We start from the raw sequence: 17713 nt of genomic DNA, 5'->3' as shown, positions 1-17713 counted from the left end.
GTCAGCGCAGCACCACCACCTTGGCGCCGACGCGCACGCGGCTGTAGAGATCGATGACGTCCTCGTTGGTCATCCGGAAGCAGCCCGACGACACCGCCTGCCCGATGGTCTCCGGCTCGTTGGAGCCGTGGATGCGATAGAGCGACGAGCCGAGATAGAGGGCGCGGGCGCCGAGCGGGTTGTCGATGCCGCCCTTCATGCTGGCCGGCAGGCCGGGCTGGCGGCGGCGCATCTGGGCCGGCGGCGTCCAGGTCGGCCATTCCTTCTTGGCCGACACCGCCGTGGTGCCGGCCCAGGTGAAGCCGACGCGACCGACCCCGATGCCGTAGCGGATCGCCTGGCCGGGGGCGGTGACGAGATAAAGCCGCCGCTCCGCCGTGTTCACCACGATGGTGCCGGGCGCATAGCGACCGTCATAGGCGACGGTGGTGCGAGCCACCGGGGAGGAGCCGCCGGTGTAGCGGGTGGCGTAGTTGCCGCCGAAGAAGTTGGCGCTGCGTCCTTCCGGATCGAGGTTCTCGGCATGGGCGGGCGTCCAGGCGAGAACGGCCGCGAGCGCCAGGGCGGCGACGAGGGGGGTGCGCATCGATCAGCTCCTTCGGACGGGACGCCGCGATGTGTCGTCCCGGGCAGGGCGCCGAGGATACGGCATAGACCGCGAAATCGGGCGGTGCCGAGCCGGATTCGTGGGTTTTTCCAAGCCTGTGGCGGTGATGCAACACGTCCGCGAGGAATACGGGCGGCGCTCCTGCGCGACCCCACCGCAAAATACCATCGCGCTTTAAAGAAGTTGAGAAGTTTATGAAATTATTAATGAAACCGTCCGACCGTCGAGATCCGGCCGGGGCCGTCGCGGCTTTGCCCGGGAGGGCTCGCCGGTTGTACTCTCGACTGGGTGATGGTTCGCCGAAGGGGACGCGGCGGGCAAGGGGAATGGGGCATATCTTGGTCTATCGATCGCTGCGCTTCGCGGCCGCCGCGGCGGCTTCGCTCGCTGTCGCCGGAATGCTGGCGGGAACCGCCGTCGCGGCCGATGTCGGCGCCGCTCCAGGTGCGTATCCGCCTCCCGGTGCCTATGCGCCGCCGGCGCCGCCCGCCTGGATCGTCACCATCGGGGTGGAGGGGCGGGTCGAGCCGGAGTTCCTCGGCGGCGACAGCTTCACGGTGCGGCCTGCCCCGATCTTCGGCCTGCGCCGGGCCGGCACGCCCGAGCAGTTCCGGGCGCCGCGCGACGGCGCCGGCATCGCCCTGTTCGAGACCCAGAACCTGAAGATCGGCCCCAACTTCAAGCTGCGGGCGCGCCGCCAGGAGTCCGATTCGAGCGCCCTCTACGGGCTCGGCGACGTGAACTGGGCATTCGAGGTGGGCGGCTTCGTCGAGTACTGGTGGGCGCCGTGGCTGCGCAGCCGCGCCGAGGTGCGCCAGGGGTTCGGCGGCCACACCGGCGTCGTGGCCGATCTGAGCGCCGATCTGGTGGTGCCGGTCACCCCGGCCCTGACCCTGTCGGGCGGCCCGCGCCTCTCGTTCGCCTCGGAGAAGGCGCTCGATCCGTATTTCAGCATCGATCCGTGGCAGTCCTTCGTGTCCGGCCTGCCCACCTATCAGGCCAAGGGCGGCTTCCAGTCGGTCGGCGCCGGCGCCCAGGCGCGCTACTTCTGGACACCCGAGCTCGCCACCCACGTCTATGTCGAATACCAGCGGCTCCTGGACGGCGCCGCCGATTCGCCGCTGGTCCAGCTTCGCGGCTCGCCCGACCAGGTGACGTTCGGGTTCGGTGTCACCCGCGCCTTCACGTTCCAGCAGTTCTGGTAGACGGACCGGCGGCGCCACGAGACCGACGGCCGCCCGCCACCCCGGCGCGACGGCGGTGCGAGGGCGGGAGATGCGCTTCGTCAGGGTCGGGGGCGTGCTCGGGCTGGTGCTCGGCCTCGCCCTGCTGATCGGCCTCACGGTGTGGTCGGGCGCCGGGCTGGTGCGCGCGGCGGTCGCGGGCGTCGGCATCGGTATCGTTCTCGTCGTGCTGGTGCGGGCCGCCACCGCGAGTGTCGCGGCGGTCGGCTGGTGGGTGCTGTTCCCCCCCAAGGAACGCCCGCCGCTCGCCACCTGCCTGGCGCTGCGCTTCGTGCGCGAGGGCGCCAACGCGCTCCTGCCGGTCGGGCAGGTCGGCGGTGATGTGGTCGGCGCCCGTCTTCTCACCTTCCGCGGCGTGCCGGGGCCACTCGCGACCGCCAGCGTCGTCGTCGACGTTCTGGTGCTCGCCGTCACCCAGGCGGTGTTCGCGCTGATCGGCCTCCTCGTGCTGCTCGCGCTCGGGGTCGGCTCGGGGATCGCCTGGAGCATTGCCGGTGGCCTTCTGGTCGCCGTCCCGGCGCTCGCCGGCTTCTGGCTGGTGCAGCGGCGCGGTGGCCACCGCGTTCTCGGCCGGCTGCTCGATCGGTTCCGCGGCGAGCGCGCCCGCCGCCTCGCCGCCACCGTCGACCGGCTGTTCGCCGATCTCGCCGCCCTGCATGCCAGCCGCGGCCGCATGGCGGCCAGCGCTGCGCTGCATCTGCTCGACTGGACCATCGGGGTCGGCGAGGTGTGGGTCGCCTTCGCGTTCATGGGCCATCCGGTCGGGCTCGCCGAGGCGCTGGTGATCGAGAGCCTGATGCATGCGGTGCGCGGCGCCGCCTTCGCGATTCCGGGGGCGCTCGGCGCCCAGGAGGGCGGCCTCGTGGTGCTGTGCGGGCTGTTCGGCATCCCGCCCGACCAGGCGATGGCGCTGTCGCTGGTCAAGCGCGTCGCCGATCTCGCCACCGGGGTGCCGGGGCTGGTGCTGTGGCAGTGGATGGAGGCGCGGCAGCTTCGTGTAACGCCCCGGTCGGGCGCTCCGCGGGGCTGACGCATGACGCTCCCGATCCTCGCCGTCGTGCTGATGGGGCTGGCGCTCGCCGGCTGCCTCTATCTCGTCGTCGCCATCGTGCTGGTCGGCCGCTTCGCGACGCCGCCGGCGCCGGAGGTGGCCCGGCCGGCGCCGTCCGTCACGGTGCTCAAGCCCCTGTGCGGTGCGCCGCCCGGTCTCCTCGACGATCTCGCCACGCTGGCGCGCCAGAACTATCCGGGCGCGATGCAGATCGTCTGCGGCGTCGCCGACGCGGCCGATCCGGCCGTCGCGGTGGTGGAGCGGCTGCGAGCCACGCACCCCGGCGTGGCGATCGAGCTGGTGATCGACCCGGCGGTACACGGCGCCAACCGCAAGGTCTCCAACCTCGTCAACATGGCGGGCCGCATCCGCCACGACGTGGTGGTGATCTCCGACGCCGACATCCGCCTGCGCCCGGACGACCTCGCCCGGGCGGTGGCGGCGCTCGATGCGCCCGGCGTCGGTGCCGTGACGGGCCTGTACGGCGGCGTGGGCGGCGCCGGCGTGTGGTCGGACCTCTGTGCGCTCGGGCTGGTGTCGCATTTCCTGCCGAACGCCGTGGTCGGGCTCGCGAGCGGGCGGGCGCGGCCGTGCTTCGGGTCGCTGATCGCGCTGCGGCGCGACACCCTCGACGCGATTGGCGGGTTCCGGCCGTTCGTCGACACGCTCGCCGACGACCACGCGATCGGCGCCGCGGTCCGCGCCCGCGGGCTCGCGGTGGTGGTGCCGCCGCTGGCGGTGCTGCACCGCTGCGACGAGGTGAGCCCGGCGGATCTCTGGCGTCACGAGCTGCGTTGGGCGCGCACCATCCGGGGGCTCGATCCGCTCGGCTGGCTCGGCAGTGTCGTCACCCATCCGCTGCCGTTCGGGCTCGCGGCGCTGGCGGGCGGGGGCGGGCGGCTGGCCGCCGCCGTGGCGCTCGCCGCCCTGGTGCTGCGCGGTGCACTCGCCTGGCGGGTCGGAACGCTGTTTCGCCTGCCGCCTCCGGCGCCGTCGCTTCTCGCTCTGCGCGACCTCTTGACCTTCGCGGTGTTCGTGGCGAGCTTGGCGGGCCGCGATGTCGCCTGGAAGCACCACGACTATCGGCTACGGCGCGACGGCACCATCGCGGCACGCGCCGCCAGGGAGCCCGGACCATGATGCGCACGCTGTTTCTTCAGGGTCCGTCCTACGACGGCTATGACGGCGGCGCCGGTGCCCGCTATCAGTCGAAGCGCGAGATCCGCTCGTTCTGGTACCCGACCTGGCTGGCCCAGCCGGCCGCGCTGGTCGAGGGCTCGAAGCTGATCGACGCGCCGCCGCACCGGCTCGGCCTCGACGCGGTGCTCGCCGAGGCGCGGGCGCGCGATCTCGTGGTGATGCACACCTCGACGCCGTCCTTCGCGTCCGACATCCGCACCGCCGAGGCCATCAAGGCGGCGAAGCCCGACGTGGTGATCGGTCTGGTCGGCGCCAAGGCGATGGTCGATCCGGCCGGCTGCCTCGCCGCCTCGCCGGCGATCGACTTCGTCGCCCGCGAGGAGTTCGACTTCACCGTGAAGGAGGTCGCCGAAGGACGCGCGCTCGCCGCCGTCGCCGGCCTTTCGTGGCGCCGCCGCGACGGCACCATCACCCACAATCCCGGCCGTGCCCTCCTGGAGGACATGGACGCGCTGCCCTTCGTCAGCCCCGTCTACCAGCGCGATCTGGTGATCGAGAACTACTTCTCCGGCTATCTGCGACATCCCTACCTGTCGTTCTACACCGGGCGCGGGTGCAAGTCGCGCTGCACCTTCTGCCTGTGGCCGCAAACCATCGGCGGGCACCGCTATCGCGTCCGCAGCATCGGCCATGTGATGGACGAGCTGCGCTTCGCGGTGCGTGCCTTCCCGCAGGTCAAGGAGTTCTTCTTCGACGACGACACGCTGACCGACAACGCCCCGCGCGTCGAGGCGCTGGCGCGCGAGATCGGCAAGCTCGGCATCACCTGGTCGTGCAACGCAAAAGGCAACGTTTCGCGCGACACCCTGACGGTGATGCGCGACAACGGCCTGCGGCTGCTCGTCGTCGGCTACGAGTCGGGCAATCAGCAGATTCTCCACAACATCAAGAAGGGCATGCGCATCGAGGTGGCGAAGCGGTTCACCCGCGACTGCCGCGACCTCGGCATCAAGATCCACGGCACCTTCGTGCTCGGCCTGCCGGGCGAGACCCGGGAGACCATCGAGGAGACCATCCGGTTCGCCACCGAGATCGATCCGCACACCGTGCAGGTGTCGCTCGCCGCGCCCTATCCCGGCACCGAGCTGTACGACCAGGCGATCCGCAACGGCTGGCTGCTCGACGAGAACGCGCAGCTTCTGACCGAGCACGGCACCCAGGCGGCGGCGATGAGCTACCCGCATCTCTCGCACACCGAGATGTTCGACTCGGTGGAGGCGTTCTATCGGCGCTTCTATCTGCGGGCCCCCAAGATCGCCGCGATCGTCGCCGAGATGGCGACCAGCCCGCAGATGCTCAAGCGCCGTCTGCGCGAGGGCGTCGAGTTCTTCCGCTTCCTGCGCGAGCGCAAGCATGAGGCGGCGTGAGCATGGCGGTGGTGGGCGCAGCGCGCCGTCATGGCCGGGCCGGTCTCACCTCGTGGTCACCGCCGACGATTTCGGGCTCTCGGTCGAGGTCAACACCGCGGTCGAGCAGGCGCATCGCGACGGCATCCTCACCGCCGCGAGCCTGATGGTCGGCGCGCCGGCGGCGGCGGATGCGGTGGCGCGGGCGCGGCGGCTGCCGCGCCTGCGGGTCGGCCTGCATGTCGTGCTGCTGGAGGCGCGGCCGGTGCTGCGGCGCGACGCGGTTGCGGATTTGGTCGATGCGTCGGGGCACTTTCGCGCCGACATGGTGCGGCTGGCGATCGCGATCGCGGCGCGCCCGGCCGTACGGGCGCAGATGCGGGCCGAGGTGGCGGCCCAGTTCGCGGCGTTCCGTGATTCCGGCCTGCCGCTCGACCATGTGAATGCCCACAAGCATTTCCATCTGCATCCCTCGATCCTCGCCGCCGTGCTGGACGAGGCGCGGCGTGCCGGCGTGCGCGTCCTGCGGCTGCCGGTCGAGCCGGCTGCGGTGCTCGCCGCGACCGGGCAGGGCGCATCGCCGCTCGGCGCACGCGCGACGGCGTGGTGGGCGTGGCGTCTCGCCCGTGCGGTGCGGCGGCGCGGTTTCGCTGTTCCTGATCACGTGCTCGGCCTCGCCTGGTCGGGCGCCATGACGCCGGCCCGGCTCGCTGCATTGCTGCGCCATCTGCCGGACGGCGTGACGGAGATCTATACGCACCCGGCGACCGCCGATGCGTTTCCGGGCGCCGCGCCCGGCTACCGCTACACCGACGAGCTGGTGGCGCTGACCAGCGCCGACGTGATCACGATGGCGGCCCGCTGCGGCGCGACACGAGGCGGGTTCTCGGACATCGAGGTCCGTTGATGGCCGCGGACATATGAGATCCGGCTGATCAATTTGGTGGTCGTTCCGGAAGCCGCGAAGCGGCTATCCGGAATCCAGCCGAGAGTTCCGAGTTCGCCGTGGGATTCCAGGTTCGCGGCTTCGCCGCGCCCCGGAATGACGCGAACTGATCAACCGAAAACAGGATCACTTGACCATCCCGGCCTGCCGGAACCACGCCAGCGCGTCGGCGACGCCCTCGCGCCACGGCCGCGACACGTAGCCGAGATCCCGGCGCGCCTTCCGGTCGTCGAAGAACATGCGGTAACGGGCGAGCCGCAGGCCGTCGACGGTGAGGAAGGGCTCGCGCCCGGTGATGCGGCCGACCGCCTCGGCCGCGACGGCCAGCGGAAAGAGGGCGCGGCGCGGCAGCGCCAGCGTCGGCGGGCGGCGACCGACCCGGCCGGCGATCTCGATCAGGAGATCGCGCAGAAAGACGTTCTCGCCACCGAGAATATAGAGCTCGCCGATCTCGCCCCGGTGCAGCGCCGCGACATGGCCGGCGGCGACGTCGTCGACATGCACGAGGTTGAGCCCGGTGTCGACGAAGGCGGGCATGCGGCCGCTCGCCGCCTCGACGATGATGCGGCCGGTCGGCGTCGGCTTGATGTCCCGCGGGCCAATCGGCGTCGACGGGTTGACGATCACGGCCGGCAATCGCTCGCGCGCCACCAGGTCGTCGACCACGCGCTCGGCCAGCACCTTGCTCTTCTTGTAGGCGCCGATCGCCCGCTCCGCATCGAGCCGCATGGTCTCGTCGGCCACGAGGTTGCCGGCGAGCCGCAGCGTCGCGACGCTCGATGTGTAGACGACGCGCTCGACTCCGGCCCGCAGCGCCTCCTCCATGACGAGGCGGGTGCCCTCGACATTGGTGCGGATCAGCGCCGCCGGGTCGGGCACCCACAGCCGGTAGTCGGCGGCGACGTGAAAGACGAAGCGCACGCCACGCATGGCAGCCGCGATCGAGTCGCGGTTGCCGATATCGCCGATCGCCACCGTGTCGGCGGGATCGAGATTGTCGCGGCGGCTCGTCGGCCGCACCAGCACCCGCACCGCGAAGCCGTCGCGGCGCAGCGCATCCGCCACGGCGGCGCCGAGAAATCCACTCGCACCCGTCACCAGGACGATGTCGGCCGCCATGTCGCTTCCTCCGCGCGCCCAGCGGCGCGACCCTGTCGCAATCGGGGGAGGCGATCAAGACCCGCCAAACGGGACCCTGCCGGCGCACAGGTGCACGAAAAAGCCCGGCGCCGCGCGGGCGCCGGGCTGCAAGCGGAGCGTGAGGAGGCCGTCAGCCCGCGCTGGCGCTCTCCTGCACGGCGCGGAACTGCTGCGACTTCTTCAGCAGCGTCGGCAGGAACAGGAACAGCACCGCGCAGATCAGCAGCACCAGGGCGATCGGCTTCTCGAAGAAGATCATGTTGGAGCCCTTCGAGATGATCAGCGCCTGGCGATACGCCTGCTCCAGCCGCCCGCCCAGGATGAGGCCGAGGATCAGCGGCTCGACCGGATACTTGTGGACCCGCATGTAGTAGCCGAGCAGGCCGGCGGCCCCAGTGAGCACCAGGTCGACGGCGCTGTAGCTGAGCGACCAGACGCCGATGGTGGAGATCACCAGCACGGTCGGCATCAGGTACTTGGCGGGAATCCGCATCACCCGCGCGAAGACGTTGACCAGCGGCCAGTTGAGCAGCAGCAGCAGCGTGTTGCCGACATACATGGAGGCGATCAGCGTCCACACGATGGCGCCGTGCTTCTCGAACATCAGCGGGCCGGGCGTGATGTCGAGCATCATCAGGGCGCCGAGCATCACGGCGGTGGCGCCGCCGCCCGGCAGGCCGAGGGTGAGGAGGGGCACCAGCGAGGCGCCGCTCGCCGCGTTATTGGCCGACTCGGGATTGGCGACGCCGCGGATGTCGCCGGTGCCGAGTCGTTCCGGATTCTTGCAGACCCGCTTCTCCAGATTGTAGGCGATGAAGGTGGAGAGCGTCGCGCCGGCACCCGGCAGCATGCCGATGACGAAGCCGAACACGGTGCCGCGCAGGATCGCCGGCAGGCTGTAGACGAACTCCGACCAGGAGATCCACACCCTGCCGGCCTTGACGATCTGGGCGCGGGTGCCGGCGTGCACCTCGCGGGCGGTGATCACCACCTCGGTGAGCGCGAACATGCCGATCGCCACCACCACGAAGTCGACGCCGTCCTGGAGGAAGGGGTTGCCGAAGGTGAAGCGGGCGGCGCCCGAGACGAGATCGATGCCGACGGTGGCGATCATCAGGCCGAGGCAGGTCGAGATGATCGACTTGGTCACGTTGGTGCCGGTCAGGCTCGCCACCGTGCACAGGCCGAACACCATCAGGGCGAAGAACTCGGCCGGGCCGAACAGCAGCGCGTAGCGGGCGATCGGCGCGCCCACGAAGGTCAGCATCAGCACCGAGAAGGTGCCGGCGATGAACGAGCCGATCGCCGCGATGGCGAGCGCCGGGCCGGCGCGGCCCTGCATCGCCATCTTGTGGCCGTCGATCGTCGTGATCACCGAGGCCGACTCGCCCGGGATGTTGACCAGGATCGAGGTGGTCGAGCCGCCGTACATCGAGCCGTAATAGACCGAGGTCAAGAGGATCAGCGCGGTCGCCGGCGGCATGCTGAACACGAGCGGGATCAGCATGGCGAGCGTCGCGGTGGGGCCGAGGCCCGGCAGTACGCCGATGAGCGTGCCGACCAGACAGCCGGCCAGCGCGATCAGCAGATTGAGCGGCAGCAGCGCGACCGCGAATCCGTTCAGGAGATGCTCGAACATGGCGCGGCCCTCAGTTGACCAGCGGCTCGAGGACGCCCCACGGCAGACGGACGTTGAGCCCGTACTTGAAGCCGAAGAACACCACGACGGTGACGGCGAGCGAGAGGCCGAGCACCACATGCCAGCGCATCTCGCCGAGCAGCATGGTGAACAGCACGAGCAGCACGAAGGTGGCGACCGGGAAGCCGACGTCCGGCATGAACCACAGATAGCCGAGCACCACCGCCCACAGGGCGACGAAGTGCCAGTCGAGGCCGAGACGGGCGAGGAGGCCGCCGGCCGGTGCGCCTGACTCCGCGTGCTCGTCTGCGGTCACCGGCGCCACCGGGGTGGTCTCGGTCGCGGCGGCGCGGGTGCGCAGGCGGGCGATCAGATCGCGCGGCGAGACGAGGAGCCACAGCCCCATCGCGGCGAACACGATGCCGAGCAGCTCCGGAAACGTCTTCGGACCCGGCGTGTCGGGGAGCTGATAGAAATCGGGAATGTTGAAGGTCTCCCACAGATAGCCGATGGAGACCAGGAGAATGACCAGTCCTTCGATGCGGGTCCGCAGCGATCCGCGCGACGCGATGTCCATGGAGCGATTCCTTGCAGCCGACTTGCAGCCGAGCCGTGCCGCCGGGCGAGTGTCGCGGTCGGCCGATCGGAAGGCGATCTGTCGCCGACAGGGCGTCGACCATGAGGGTCGACGCTTCGGCGCTCTGGGCCGCCGGGCCGTGCCGCGCCGGAGGGCCCGGCGTGGCGGCCCGGCAGGGGAATCACGGGCTATTTCAGGAAGCCCAGCTCCTTGAGGAGGACGCGGTACTCGGCGGCCTCGTTGTTCACATAGGTGGCGAACTCGTCGCCGAAGCGGGTGATCGGCTCCCAGCCGAGCTTGTCGCGCTCCGCCGCGAACTCCGGCGACTTCACCGCGGTCTTCAGCGTCTCGAGCCACCAGTCGTAGGCTTCCTTCGGCACGCCCGGCGCCATGTAGTAGCCGCGCCAGATCACGTAGGTGACCTTGGCGCCCTGCTCGGTGGCGGTCGGGATGTCGGGGAACTTGGTGGAGCGCGCGTCGGCGAGCACCGCGAGGCCACGGATCTTGCCGGCCTCGAGCTGGCCGGCGGCCTCCGAGATGTCGAGCGCGGCGACCTGGGTGTGGCCGCCCAGCATGGAGGTGAGCGCCTCGCCGCCGCCCTGGAACGGCACATAGACCGCCTTGGTGGGCTCGACGCCGATCGACTTGGCGAACAGCGCGACCTTCATGTGATCCTGGCCGCCGGGCGCCGAGCCGCCCGAGAAGGTGACGGATTTCGGGTCGGCCTTCATGGCGGCGATCAGATCGGCCAGCGTCTTGTACTTGGAGTCGGCGGTCACGAAGAAGCCGCCGAGCTCGGCGCCGATCTGGGCGAGCGGCATCACCTCCTTGAAGGTGTAGGGCGTGCGGCCGAGCGCCACCGTGAAGGTCAGCGCGTTGGAGGCCGAGACGATCAGGTTGGTGTCACCCTTGCGCTTGGTGGCCACGTTGGCGATGGCGACCGCGCCGCTGCCGCCCGGCATGTTGGTGACGTAGATCGAGCCTTTGAAGGCGCCAGTCTTCTGGAGCACCGACGAGATCGTCCGACAGGTGATGTCCCAGCCGCCGCCGGGGTTGGCCGGGGCGATGCACTCGCCCTGACCTTTCGGCTCCCAGGCCGCGGCCGGGACGGCGGCCATCGGTCCTGCAAGGGCCATTCCTGCAAGAAGCAGCACCACGGATCTGGTCATGATGGTTTCCTTTCCAGCGGCACGGGCTGGAGCACGCGGCAGCGCGTATCAGTTCCGTTGCCGAACGGCATGACTTTCGTCAAGCAGTTGTCCAGCGAATTCCCGAGTTGTGAGCGTTGCATTGCTATGGTGTTCGCGGTCGCGAGATATTGTCCGGGTCTGTATCGGCGCTCGCCGCGCGACCGACCTGCATGGTCGGTCGGCGGAGCACGATATGATCCTGGTTCGGTCATCGAAACGGCAGGGCCTCGGTGAGGTCCATCTCGGCCGCCAGCCGGGCGAGGTCGGCGCGGGTGTCGTCCGGCAGCGCGAGGCCGAGCCGGCGGTTCTCCGCATCGGCGCGGGCCTCGATCTCGCCCGGATAGTGCACCTCGTCGAAGCCCTGCGCGGTGGGCACGCGCTTGAGCGAGGCGATCAGCGCCTCCATGCGGGCGTCGAAGTCGGCGCGTGGCTGGATGGCGGCGATGTCGATGGCGATGGCCAGATGCCCGGCGCCGCTGCGGGCGCGGTCCTGATAAGGTCCGTGCACATCGGCCCCGAAGGCGCTGCCGGTGAGCACGCCGGAGAGCACGTCCATCACCAGCGCGATGCCATAGCCCTTGTGCTGCGCCATCGGCAGGATGACGCCGGCGATCGCCTCGGTGGGGTCGGTGGTGGGGCGGCCGTCGGCCGTGATGGCCCAGCCTTCGGGAATCGGCCGGCCCTCCTGGCGGGCCAGATAGATCTTGCCGCGGGCGACGCCCGTGTTGGCGATGTCGAGCACCAGCGGGGGGTGGCGGCCGGCCGGCGCGGCCCACGACCACGGGTTGGTACCGACCGCCTTCTCGCGCCCGCCCCAGGGGGCCATCGCGGGGCTCGCATTGGTGGACAGGAAGCCGATAGAGCCCTGCGGCGGCGCCATCAGGGTGAAGTACATCGCGGTGCCGAAGTGATTGGAGTTGCGCACCGCGACGGCGCCGATGCCGTGCCGGCCGGCGCGCCCGATCGCCTCCTGCATGGCCTGCGCGGCCACCACCTGGCCCATGGCGTCGTGGCCGTCGATCACCGCGAGGGCGCCGCCGTCGACGACGATCTCGGGCCGTGCCGCGGCGGCGCAGACGCCCGACTTCAGCCGCGCCGCGTACCACGGCAGGCGCAGCACACCGTGGCTCTGGTGGCCCCATAGATCGGCCTGCACCAGCGTGTCGGCGCACAGCCGGGCGTCGTCCTCGGCGAGGCCGAGCCGCGCATAGACGGCGATGCAGAAGGCCAGGAGGGCATCGGGAGCGACTCGAGGCAGCGGCGACATGGGGCGTCCGGCGGTGGCGCCCCCGGTCCCCGACCGGATGCGACGCGCCGACGCACCCTAGGAGCAAGCGCGCCCGAACGCCATCGGGGAGGTCACGGACGGTGCTCCGATCCGCCCGAATGCGAAGCCGGGCCTCCGGTCGGAAGACCGAAGGCCCGGTGATCATCGCGTAGAAGAGCCGGGCGCTGCCCGGCCGTCACTATCTCACCAGCGGCGTCCGTAGTGCTGGTGATGCCCGTGGTGGTGATGCCGGTGCGGCCGCCAGTGCGGACGGACGTGATGATGGTGCGGCCGCCAATAGTGCCGCTGAAAATGCGGCCGGTGGTGATGGTGCGGGCGCCAGTGGCCGTGCGGTCGGTGGTGGCCATGGAAGTGCTGCACCGGGATCACGTCCGCGTCCGCTGCCATCGGGGTCGCGGCGGCGGCGGGCAGCAGCGTGGTCGCCCGGGCGGGCGATACGGCAAGGCCGGCGAGCAGCAGGAGAAACGCGAAGGCCGCCGGGATCGACAGTCTCGTTCTTGTCATTCGAACTTTCCGTTGCGGGGGTTGAGCCGGCATTCTCGGGCGACGGGCCAGCGGCCCGACCGATCCGGACACGACGCCGGCCATCCGGTATGCTGGGGTCAATGTGTCGATTTACTGGCGGTCCGGAATGAAGGTATTGGTTGCCGCCGCGTCGCGCGCGCCGCGGCGCCGCAGCGACGCGGTGATCGGCCCGGCACCGCAGGCGGGCCATGTGTAGCCCCGCGTGTAGCCCCCGCGCCATGTGTAGTTCCCGCGCGATGTGTCGCCGCCCCACATCGATGTCTCCGCCGCTCGCCGACCAGCCGCGCCTGGCGGACCCGCGCCGGTCCGTGCGCCGCTTTCTCCCGACCCGGTTTTTGCCAACCGATTTCCGCCGGACAGTTCCATGGTGATCTTCGAATCGTTGAGCGGCGTGTTCGCCTGCCTGCTGATGATCGCGCTCGGCTACGGGCTGACGGCGCGCGGCTGGTTCGACGAGGCGACGGGCCGGCTGTTCTCGCGGATGGTGATGGGCATCGCCATCCCGTTCTACATGATCGTCAGCCTCACCAAGTCGTATGGCCGCGACGATCTCCTGAGCATCGGTGTCGCCTTGGTGGTGCCGCTGTGCGTGCTCTCAGCGTCGTTCGTGACGGGGCTCGTGGTGTCGCGGCTCGCCGGCGTGCCGGCGGCGCGGCTGGGCACGTTCCGGGCGATGTTCTTCACCTCCAATAGCGGCTTCATCGGTTTCCCGGTGGTGGCGGCGCTGTTCGGCGAGGCGGCGCTGCCCTACGCGGTCATGTACTATCTGGTGCAGACCTGCCTGTTCTGGACGATCGGCGCCTGGGGTCTCGCCCGCGAAGGGGCGCGTGCCGAGGCGGCCGGTGCGGCCGCCGGCCAGGACGGCGGCAGAGCCGCGAACGCAGCGGCGCCCGCATTCGGCCTGGCGACGCTGAAGAATGTGGTGTCGCCGCCGCTGGTCGGCGCCATGGTCGCCATCGCGCTGATCCTCGGCGACATCCGCCTGCCGACCTTCCTGACCGCGAGCTTCGCGCATCTCGCCGCGATGACGACGCCGCTCGTCATGCTGTTCCTCGGCATCGCGATCTATTGCGTGAACCTGCGCTCGGTGCGGCCCACGCGCGACATGGTGGTGCTGATCGCCGGCCGCTTCCTGATCGCGCCGGCGGTGGCGCTCGCGGTCACGGCGCTGGTGCCGGTGCCGGAGCTGATGCGCAAGGTGGTGGTGATGGAAGCCGCGATGCCGGTGATGACGCAGGTCTCGGTGGCAGCCCGCGTCTACGGGGCCGACGCGCATTACGTCGCCGTCCTCACCGCGATCACCACCATCATGGCGGCGGTGACGATCCCGGCCTGGTTCCTACTGCTCGAATTCGGTCTCGTGTGAGGTGCGCGACGTGCCGGTGCGCTGCGAGCCGCGGAACCGGCACGTTCGATGTCGTGGACGCCGCCCCGATCAGTCGATCCGCATGCCGATGACGCGGATCAGGCCGCCCCACTTGTCGGATTCGCTGCGCTGGAAGCGGGCGAACTCCTCCATGGTCATCGGCTTCGGTTCGGCGCCGAGCCGCGCCATGAACGTCTTCACCTCGGCGGAGCGCAGGCTGTCGGTGACGGCGCGGTTGAGCTTGGCGGTGACGTCGGCGGGTGTGCCGGCCGGCGCGAACAGGCCGTACCAGGCCGACGCCCGGTAGCCCGGCAGGCCCTGCTCGGCGACGGTCCGCACGTCGGGCGCGGCGGCCGAGCGGGTCTCGCCGGCGAAGCCGATGGCGCGCAGCTTGCCGGTCTGCACATGCTCCAGCACCAGCGGCATGTCGGCGAACATCAGCTGCACCCGTCCGCCCAGAAGATCGGCGAGCGAGCCGGCGCTGCCCCGGTAGGCGACGTGAGTCATCTTGACGCCGGTCATGTGCATGAACAGCTCGGCGGCCAGGTGCTGCGAGGCGCCGATGCCGCCCGACGCGAAGTTGATTTCGCCGGGATGGGCCTTGGCGTAGGCGACGAGCTCCGGGATGGTCTTCACCGGCAGGCTGGGATGCACCACCACCAGCAGCCCGACCTCGGCCACCAGGGTGATCGGCACGAAGTCGCGGATCGGGTCGTAGGGCATCTTGGCATAGAGGCTCTGGTTCACCGCGTGGGTGCCGATCGAGCCGACGATGAGGGTGCGCCCGTCGGGCGCCGCCTTGGCGGCCAGCGAGGCGCCGACATTGCCGCCGGCGCCGGTGATGTTCTCCACCACGTTCTCGTGACCCCACGCTTTGGTCAGCTCGCGGCCGACCAGCCGGGCCATGGCGTCGTTCGACGCCCCGGCCGCGAACGGCACGATGATCTTGATCGGGCCGCCCGGATAGTCGCCTGCGGTGGCGCTGCCGAGGGCGCCGGCGAGGCATAACGCGGCGGCGGCGAGGAACCGAAGAGGTCGTCTCATGGTCGCGTCTCCGATCTGAGAATACGGGCGAGGAGACGGCCGCCGCGGCGCGGCGGCCGCAGGGAGCCGGCGGCGCGGGCCGCCGGCCTCATTGGCTAGTGGGTGCCGTCCAGCACGGCGCCCTGCTGGCGCAGGCGGGCCTGGAGCGCCGGCACCGGCAGCGCGCGCACGTCGTCGTGGCCGGCCTCGACGCACATCGCGGCCGCGAGGCCGGCGGCGTGGCCGGTGCCGAGGCACTGGCCCATCATCCGGGTGGTGCCGTTGGCGACGCGATCGGTGGAGATGCAGCGGCCGGCGACCAGCAGGTTGCGCACCGCCTTGGGGATCAGGCAGCCGAACGGGATGTCGTAGGAGCCGCCGTCCGCGATGGCGATCCGGACCTGGCGGATGCCGCCCTGGTGGATGTCGATGTGGTGGGCGCCCTTGGTGATCACGTCCTTCTGCTTGGTGGCGGACGCCGCCTCGTCGCCGGACAGCACGTACTCGCCCATCACGCGCCGGGTCTCGCGGATGCCGACGCGCGGCGCCAGGCCCGCGAAGCTCGCCCCCTCGAAGCCGGGGCAGCGGGTCTTGAGGAACGTGGCGGTCTGCCACACCTGATCCATCAGGGTCGCCACCACGCGGCTGACGCCGGGCGCGTCGAGGCCGCTGATGTTCTCGGCGACCCGGGTGGCGTTGACGCACACCTCCTTGCGGGGCTTGGAGGTGGGCATGATCATGATCAGCGCGGTCGGGAACATCTCGCCGCGCTGGATGGCGCCGCCGAGGAACGGCCCGTTGCCGCGGAAGAACACCGTGGGTTCGCCCTGCGCGTGGATCGCCTGCGCCAGCTCCTCGTCGGTGCGGCCGGCGCGCACCGCCTCGCTCTCGCCGACCGCGAGCGACGTCGGGTTGTCGCGGACGAAGTCGAGGAACGGCCCGGTCTCGACGCCCGACATGCGGAACATCAGCGACAGCGGCTGAAGCTCCCCGGTCTCGTCGGAGAACTCGGTCGGGGCGCCCGCCATCGCGGCAACGTCGCCGTCGCCCGAGGCATCGACGAAGTGCTTGGCCGACAGCAGGGTACGGCGGTTCTTGTGGGTCAGCACGATCGACCGGACGGTGCCGTTCTCGACCGCGACGTCGGTCACCTGGGTGTAGAGGATCGGCACCACGCCATGGCGCGCCAGAACGCGGGCGATGGCGATCTTCATCACCTCGGGATCGCAGCAGACGTAGCAGATCAGCCGGTAGTCGTGCAGCGGCCCGATGAAGCCGTCCATCTGCCGGCACTCCTCGAAGATCTCGTCGGCGACGCCGCGCACCACCCATTCGCCGCGGCCGTTGAGCACGCCGTCCACCGACATGCCGCTCAGGAGCTCGCCGCCGAACATCGGTCCGGCCTCGATCAGCGCCGTGCGGGCACCTGACTTGGCGGCCGCGATGGCGGCGCCGATGCCGGCGGCACCGCCGCCGACGACGGCGACATCGAAGCTGACATGGTCGAGCGAGGGCATGGGCGGGGTCCTTGCTGAGGGTCGGGGATCAATGTCCGATATGCGGACTACATGTCGTTCTGTGTCGATGGTAGAGCCGGGATTTCCGAGCTTTCAACCGCCAATGGCTTGTTTCTGGAAATATCGTAGTCCATAAAGTGGACATCAGAGCATTTTCCGGCGAAGTGGACTCCGGTTCGCCGTCGAAAATGCGATCAAATAACAACGTCTAGAGCGGGGGCCGATCCTGGATCGGACACCGCTCTAGGGGCGGATCATCATGGCGAGTTCGAGCGGGACCCAGAGCATCAGCCGCGCCGCCGCCCTCCTGCGGGTGATCGCGACGCGCAACGCGGCCGGCCTGCGGCTGTCGGAGCTGGTGACGGCGACCGGGCTGGAGCGGCCGACGGCACGCCGCATCCTCCAGGGCCTGATCGACGAGGGGATGGTCCGGCAGGCGCCGGAGACCCGGCGCTACTTCCTCGGGCCGGCGCTGTTCGAGCTGGGCCTGGCGGCCTCGCCGGGGCTCGATCCGCGCGGGCTGTGCACCGAATCGCTGGAGCGCATCGCGGCGCAGACCGGCGACACCGTCTTCCTCACCATCCGCAGCGCCTTCGATTCGGTCTGCCTCGATCGCCGCGAGGGCTCCTATCCGGTGCGCGCCCTGACGGTGGAGATCGGCGCCCGCCGGGCGCTCGGGTCGACGGCCGGCGGCATCGCGCTGCTGATGACGCTGCCGGAGGACGAGGCCGAGCGCATCATCGACGCGAACACCCTGCGGCTGCCGCGCTACGGCACCCTCAACGCCGCCCGGCTGCGCAAGATGGTGGCGCGCGGGCGCACGCTCGGTTACGCGCTCAACAGCGACGACATCATCCCTGGCGTCAGCGGCGTCGCCATCGCGCTGCCGGCGATCCCGGCGCTCCCGGCGATGGCGCTCAGCCTGGCGGCGATCTCCTCACGGCTCGGGCCGGAGCGGCAGCGCGAGGTGGTGGCGGTGATGCGGGCCGAGGTCGACGTGGTCCTGGAGCGGGCGCGGGCGTGGCGGCAGGGCCTGAGCGGCGCCGCCTGGTGA

Annotated in this window: 16 protein-coding genes; 7 read left to right on the top strand and 9 right to left on the bottom strand. The window is 70.6% G+C overall.

Annotation, left to right across the window (positions count from 1 at the left end):
* Position 1 precedes the first annotated feature (1 nt).
* Positions 2–586 carry a L,D-transpeptidase gene (locus ACFQUV_RS22080; protein WP_129610375.1) on the bottom strand — a complete coding sequence of 195 codons (585 nt, stop codon included), beginning with the start codon at positions 584–586 and terminating at the stop codon, positions 2–4.
* Between the two features lie 359 nt (positions 587–945).
* Between ACFQUV_RS22080 and ACFQUV_RS22075 the strand changes: the two genes are divergently transcribed.
* From ACFQUV_RS22075 to hpnK, 5 genes are all read left to right on the top strand, one after another.
* On the top strand, positions 946–1812 hold the full coding sequence (locus tag ACFQUV_RS22075; protein WP_165364056.1) for a MipA/OmpV family protein: 867 nt from the start codon (positions 946–948) through the stop codon (positions 1810–1812).
* A gap of 70 nt (positions 1813–1882) precedes the next feature.
* On the top strand, positions 1883–2881 hold the full coding sequence (locus ACFQUV_RS22070; protein ID WP_129610378.1) for a lysylphosphatidylglycerol synthase domain-containing protein: 999 nt from the start codon (positions 1883–1885) through the stop codon (positions 2879–2881).
* 3 nt (positions 2882–2884) lie between these two features.
* Positions 2885–4042, top strand: coding sequence for a bacteriohopanetetrol glucosamine biosynthesis glycosyltransferase HpnI (gene hpnI, locus ACFQUV_RS22065; RefSeq protein ID WP_378395734.1), 1158 nt, complete (start codon positions 2885–2887; stop codon positions 4040–4042).
* Complete coding sequence (hpnJ, locus tag ACFQUV_RS22060) at positions 4042–5469, top strand: hopanoid biosynthesis associated radical SAM protein HpnJ (protein ID WP_129607332.1); 1428 nt, start codon at positions 4042–4044, stop codon at positions 5467–5469. The genes hpnI and hpnJ overlap by 1 nt, the downstream gene beginning before the upstream one ends.
* A gap of 52 nt (positions 5470–5521) precedes the next feature.
* Positions 5522–6355, top strand: a complete 834-nt coding sequence (gene hpnK, locus ACFQUV_RS22055; protein WP_244601423.1) for a hopanoid biosynthesis-associated protein HpnK — start codon at positions 5522–5524, stop codon at positions 6353–6355.
* A gap of 165 nt (positions 6356–6520) precedes the next feature.
* On the opposite strand, the gene hpnA is transcribed toward hpnK, so the two are convergent.
* The 6 genes from hpnA to ACFQUV_RS22025 form a co-directional block, all read right to left on the bottom strand.
* Positions 6521–7513 carry a hopanoid-associated sugar epimerase gene (gene hpnA, locus ACFQUV_RS22050; protein ID WP_129607324.1) on the bottom strand — a complete coding sequence of 331 codons (993 nt, stop codon included), beginning with the start codon at positions 7511–7513 and terminating at the stop codon, positions 6521–6523.
* 151 nt (positions 7514–7664) lie between these two features.
* Positions 7665–9173 carry a tripartite tricarboxylate transporter permease gene (locus tag ACFQUV_RS22045; RefSeq protein ID WP_111384764.1) on the bottom strand — a complete coding sequence of 503 codons (1509 nt, stop codon included), beginning with the start codon at positions 9171–9173 and terminating at the stop codon, positions 7665–7667.
* Positions 9174–9183: 10 nt separating this feature from the next.
* Positions 9184–9750, bottom strand: a complete 567-nt coding sequence (locus ACFQUV_RS22040; protein ID WP_129607325.1) for a tripartite tricarboxylate transporter TctB family protein — start codon at positions 9748–9750, stop codon at positions 9184–9186.
* A gap of 188 nt (positions 9751–9938) precedes the next feature.
* Positions 9939–10919 carry a tripartite tricarboxylate transporter substrate binding protein gene (locus ACFQUV_RS22035; protein WP_207211333.1) on the bottom strand — a complete coding sequence of 327 codons (981 nt, stop codon included), beginning with the start codon at positions 10917–10919 and terminating at the stop codon, positions 9939–9941.
* Positions 10920–11148: 229 nt separating this feature from the next.
* On the bottom strand, positions 11149–12207 hold the full coding sequence (locus tag ACFQUV_RS22030; protein ID WP_129607326.1) for an Ldh family oxidoreductase: 1059 nt from the start codon (positions 12205–12207) through the stop codon (positions 11149–11151).
* Between the two features lie 204 nt (positions 12208–12411).
* A complete protein-coding gene (locus ACFQUV_RS22025) occupies positions 12412–12732 on the bottom strand; it encodes a hypothetical protein (RefSeq protein ID WP_129607327.1) in 321 nt (106 codons plus the stop codon).
* A gap of 385 nt (positions 12733–13117) precedes the next feature.
* Here ACFQUV_RS22025 and ACFQUV_RS22020 point away from each other — a divergent pair, with 385 nt between their 5' ends.
* Positions 13118–14119: an AEC family transporter gene (locus ACFQUV_RS22020; RefSeq protein WP_129607328.1), complete on the top strand. Its 1002-nt coding sequence runs from the start codon at positions 13118–13120 to the stop codon at positions 14117–14119.
* Positions 14120–14188: 69 nt separating this feature from the next.
* Here ACFQUV_RS22020 and ACFQUV_RS22015 read toward each other — a convergent pair whose 3' ends face one another.
* Together ACFQUV_RS22015 and ACFQUV_RS22010 are read right to left on the bottom strand one after the other, a co-directional pair.
* A complete protein-coding gene (locus ACFQUV_RS22015; protein ID WP_111384759.1) occupies positions 14189–15163 on the bottom strand; it encodes a tripartite tricarboxylate transporter substrate binding protein in 975 nt (324 codons plus the stop codon).
* Positions 15164–15258: 95 nt separating this feature from the next.
* Positions 15259–16659, bottom strand: a complete 1401-nt coding sequence (locus ACFQUV_RS22010) for an FAD-dependent oxidoreductase (protein ID WP_129607329.1) — start codon at positions 16657–16659, stop codon at positions 15259–15261.
* Between the two features lie 259 nt (positions 16660–16918).
* Between ACFQUV_RS22010 and ACFQUV_RS22005 the strand changes: the two genes are divergently transcribed.
* Complete coding sequence (locus tag ACFQUV_RS22005; RefSeq protein WP_129607330.1) at positions 16919–17713, top strand: IclR family transcriptional regulator; 795 nt, start codon at positions 16919–16921, stop codon at positions 17711–17713.

Origin of the sequence: Rhodoplanes sp. P11, from assembly GCF_964266735.1 — a bacterium.
Lineage (GTDB): Bacteria > Pseudomonadota > Alphaproteobacteria > Rhizobiales > Xanthobacteraceae > Rhodoplanes > Rhodoplanes serenus.
This window is presented reverse-complemented; position numbering and strand designations above follow the sequence as displayed.

What these genes read in the sequence shown, in the direction of transcription:
- ACFQUV_RS22080 (WP_129610375.1), bottom strand. Translation starts at nt 586, where the DNA reads ATGCGCACCCCCCTCGTCGCCGCCCTGGCGCTCGCGGCCGTTCTCGCC.
- ACFQUV_RS22070 (WP_129610378.1), top strand. Translation starts at nt 1,883, where the DNA reads ATGCGCTTCGTCAGGGTCGGGGGCGTGCTCGGGCTGGTGCTCGGCCTC.
- hpnI (WP_378395734.1), top strand. Translation starts at nt 2,885, where the DNA reads ATGACGCTCCCGATCCTCGCCGTCGTGCTGATGGGGCTGGCGCTCGCC.
- hpnJ (WP_129607332.1), top strand. Translation starts at nt 4,042, where the DNA reads ATGCGCACGCTGTTTCTTCAGGGTCCGTCCTACGACGGCTATGACGGC.
- hpnA (WP_129607324.1), bottom strand. Translation starts at nt 7,513, where the DNA reads ATGGCGGCCGACATCGTCCTGGTGACGGGTGCGAGTGGATTTCTCGGC.
- ACFQUV_RS22045 (WP_111384764.1), bottom strand. Translation starts at nt 9,173, where the DNA reads ATGTTCGAGCATCTCCTGAACGGATTCGCGGTCGCGCTGCTGCCGCTC.
- ACFQUV_RS22040 (WP_129607325.1), bottom strand. Translation starts at nt 9,750, where the DNA reads ATGGACATCGCGTCGCGCGGATCGCTGCGGACCCGCATCGAAGGACTG.
- ACFQUV_RS22035 (WP_207211333.1), bottom strand. Translation starts at nt 10,919, where the DNA reads ATGACCAGATCCGTGGTGCTGCTTCTTGCAGGAATGGCCCTTGCAGGA.
- ACFQUV_RS22030 (WP_129607326.1), bottom strand. Translation starts at nt 12,207, where the DNA reads ATGTCGCCGCTGCCTCGAGTCGCTCCCGATGCCCTCCTGGCCTTCTGC.
- ACFQUV_RS22025 (WP_129607327.1), bottom strand. Translation starts at nt 12,732, where the DNA reads ATGACAAGAACGAGACTGTCGATCCCGGCGGCCTTCGCGTTTCTCCTG.
- ACFQUV_RS22020 (WP_129607328.1), top strand. Translation starts at nt 13,118, where the DNA reads ATGGTGATCTTCGAATCGTTGAGCGGCGTGTTCGCCTGCCTGCTGATG.
- ACFQUV_RS22015 (WP_111384759.1), bottom strand. Translation starts at nt 15,163, where the DNA reads ATGAGACGACCTCTTCGGTTCCTCGCCGCCGCCGCGTTATGCCTCGCC.
- ACFQUV_RS22010 (WP_129607329.1), bottom strand. Translation starts at nt 16,659, where the DNA reads ATGCCCTCGCTCGACCATGTCAGCTTCGATGTCGCCGTCGTCGGCGGC.
- ACFQUV_RS22005 (WP_129607330.1), top strand. Translation starts at nt 16,919, where the DNA reads ATGGCGAGTTCGAGCGGGACCCAGAGCATCAGCCGCGCCGCCGCCCTC.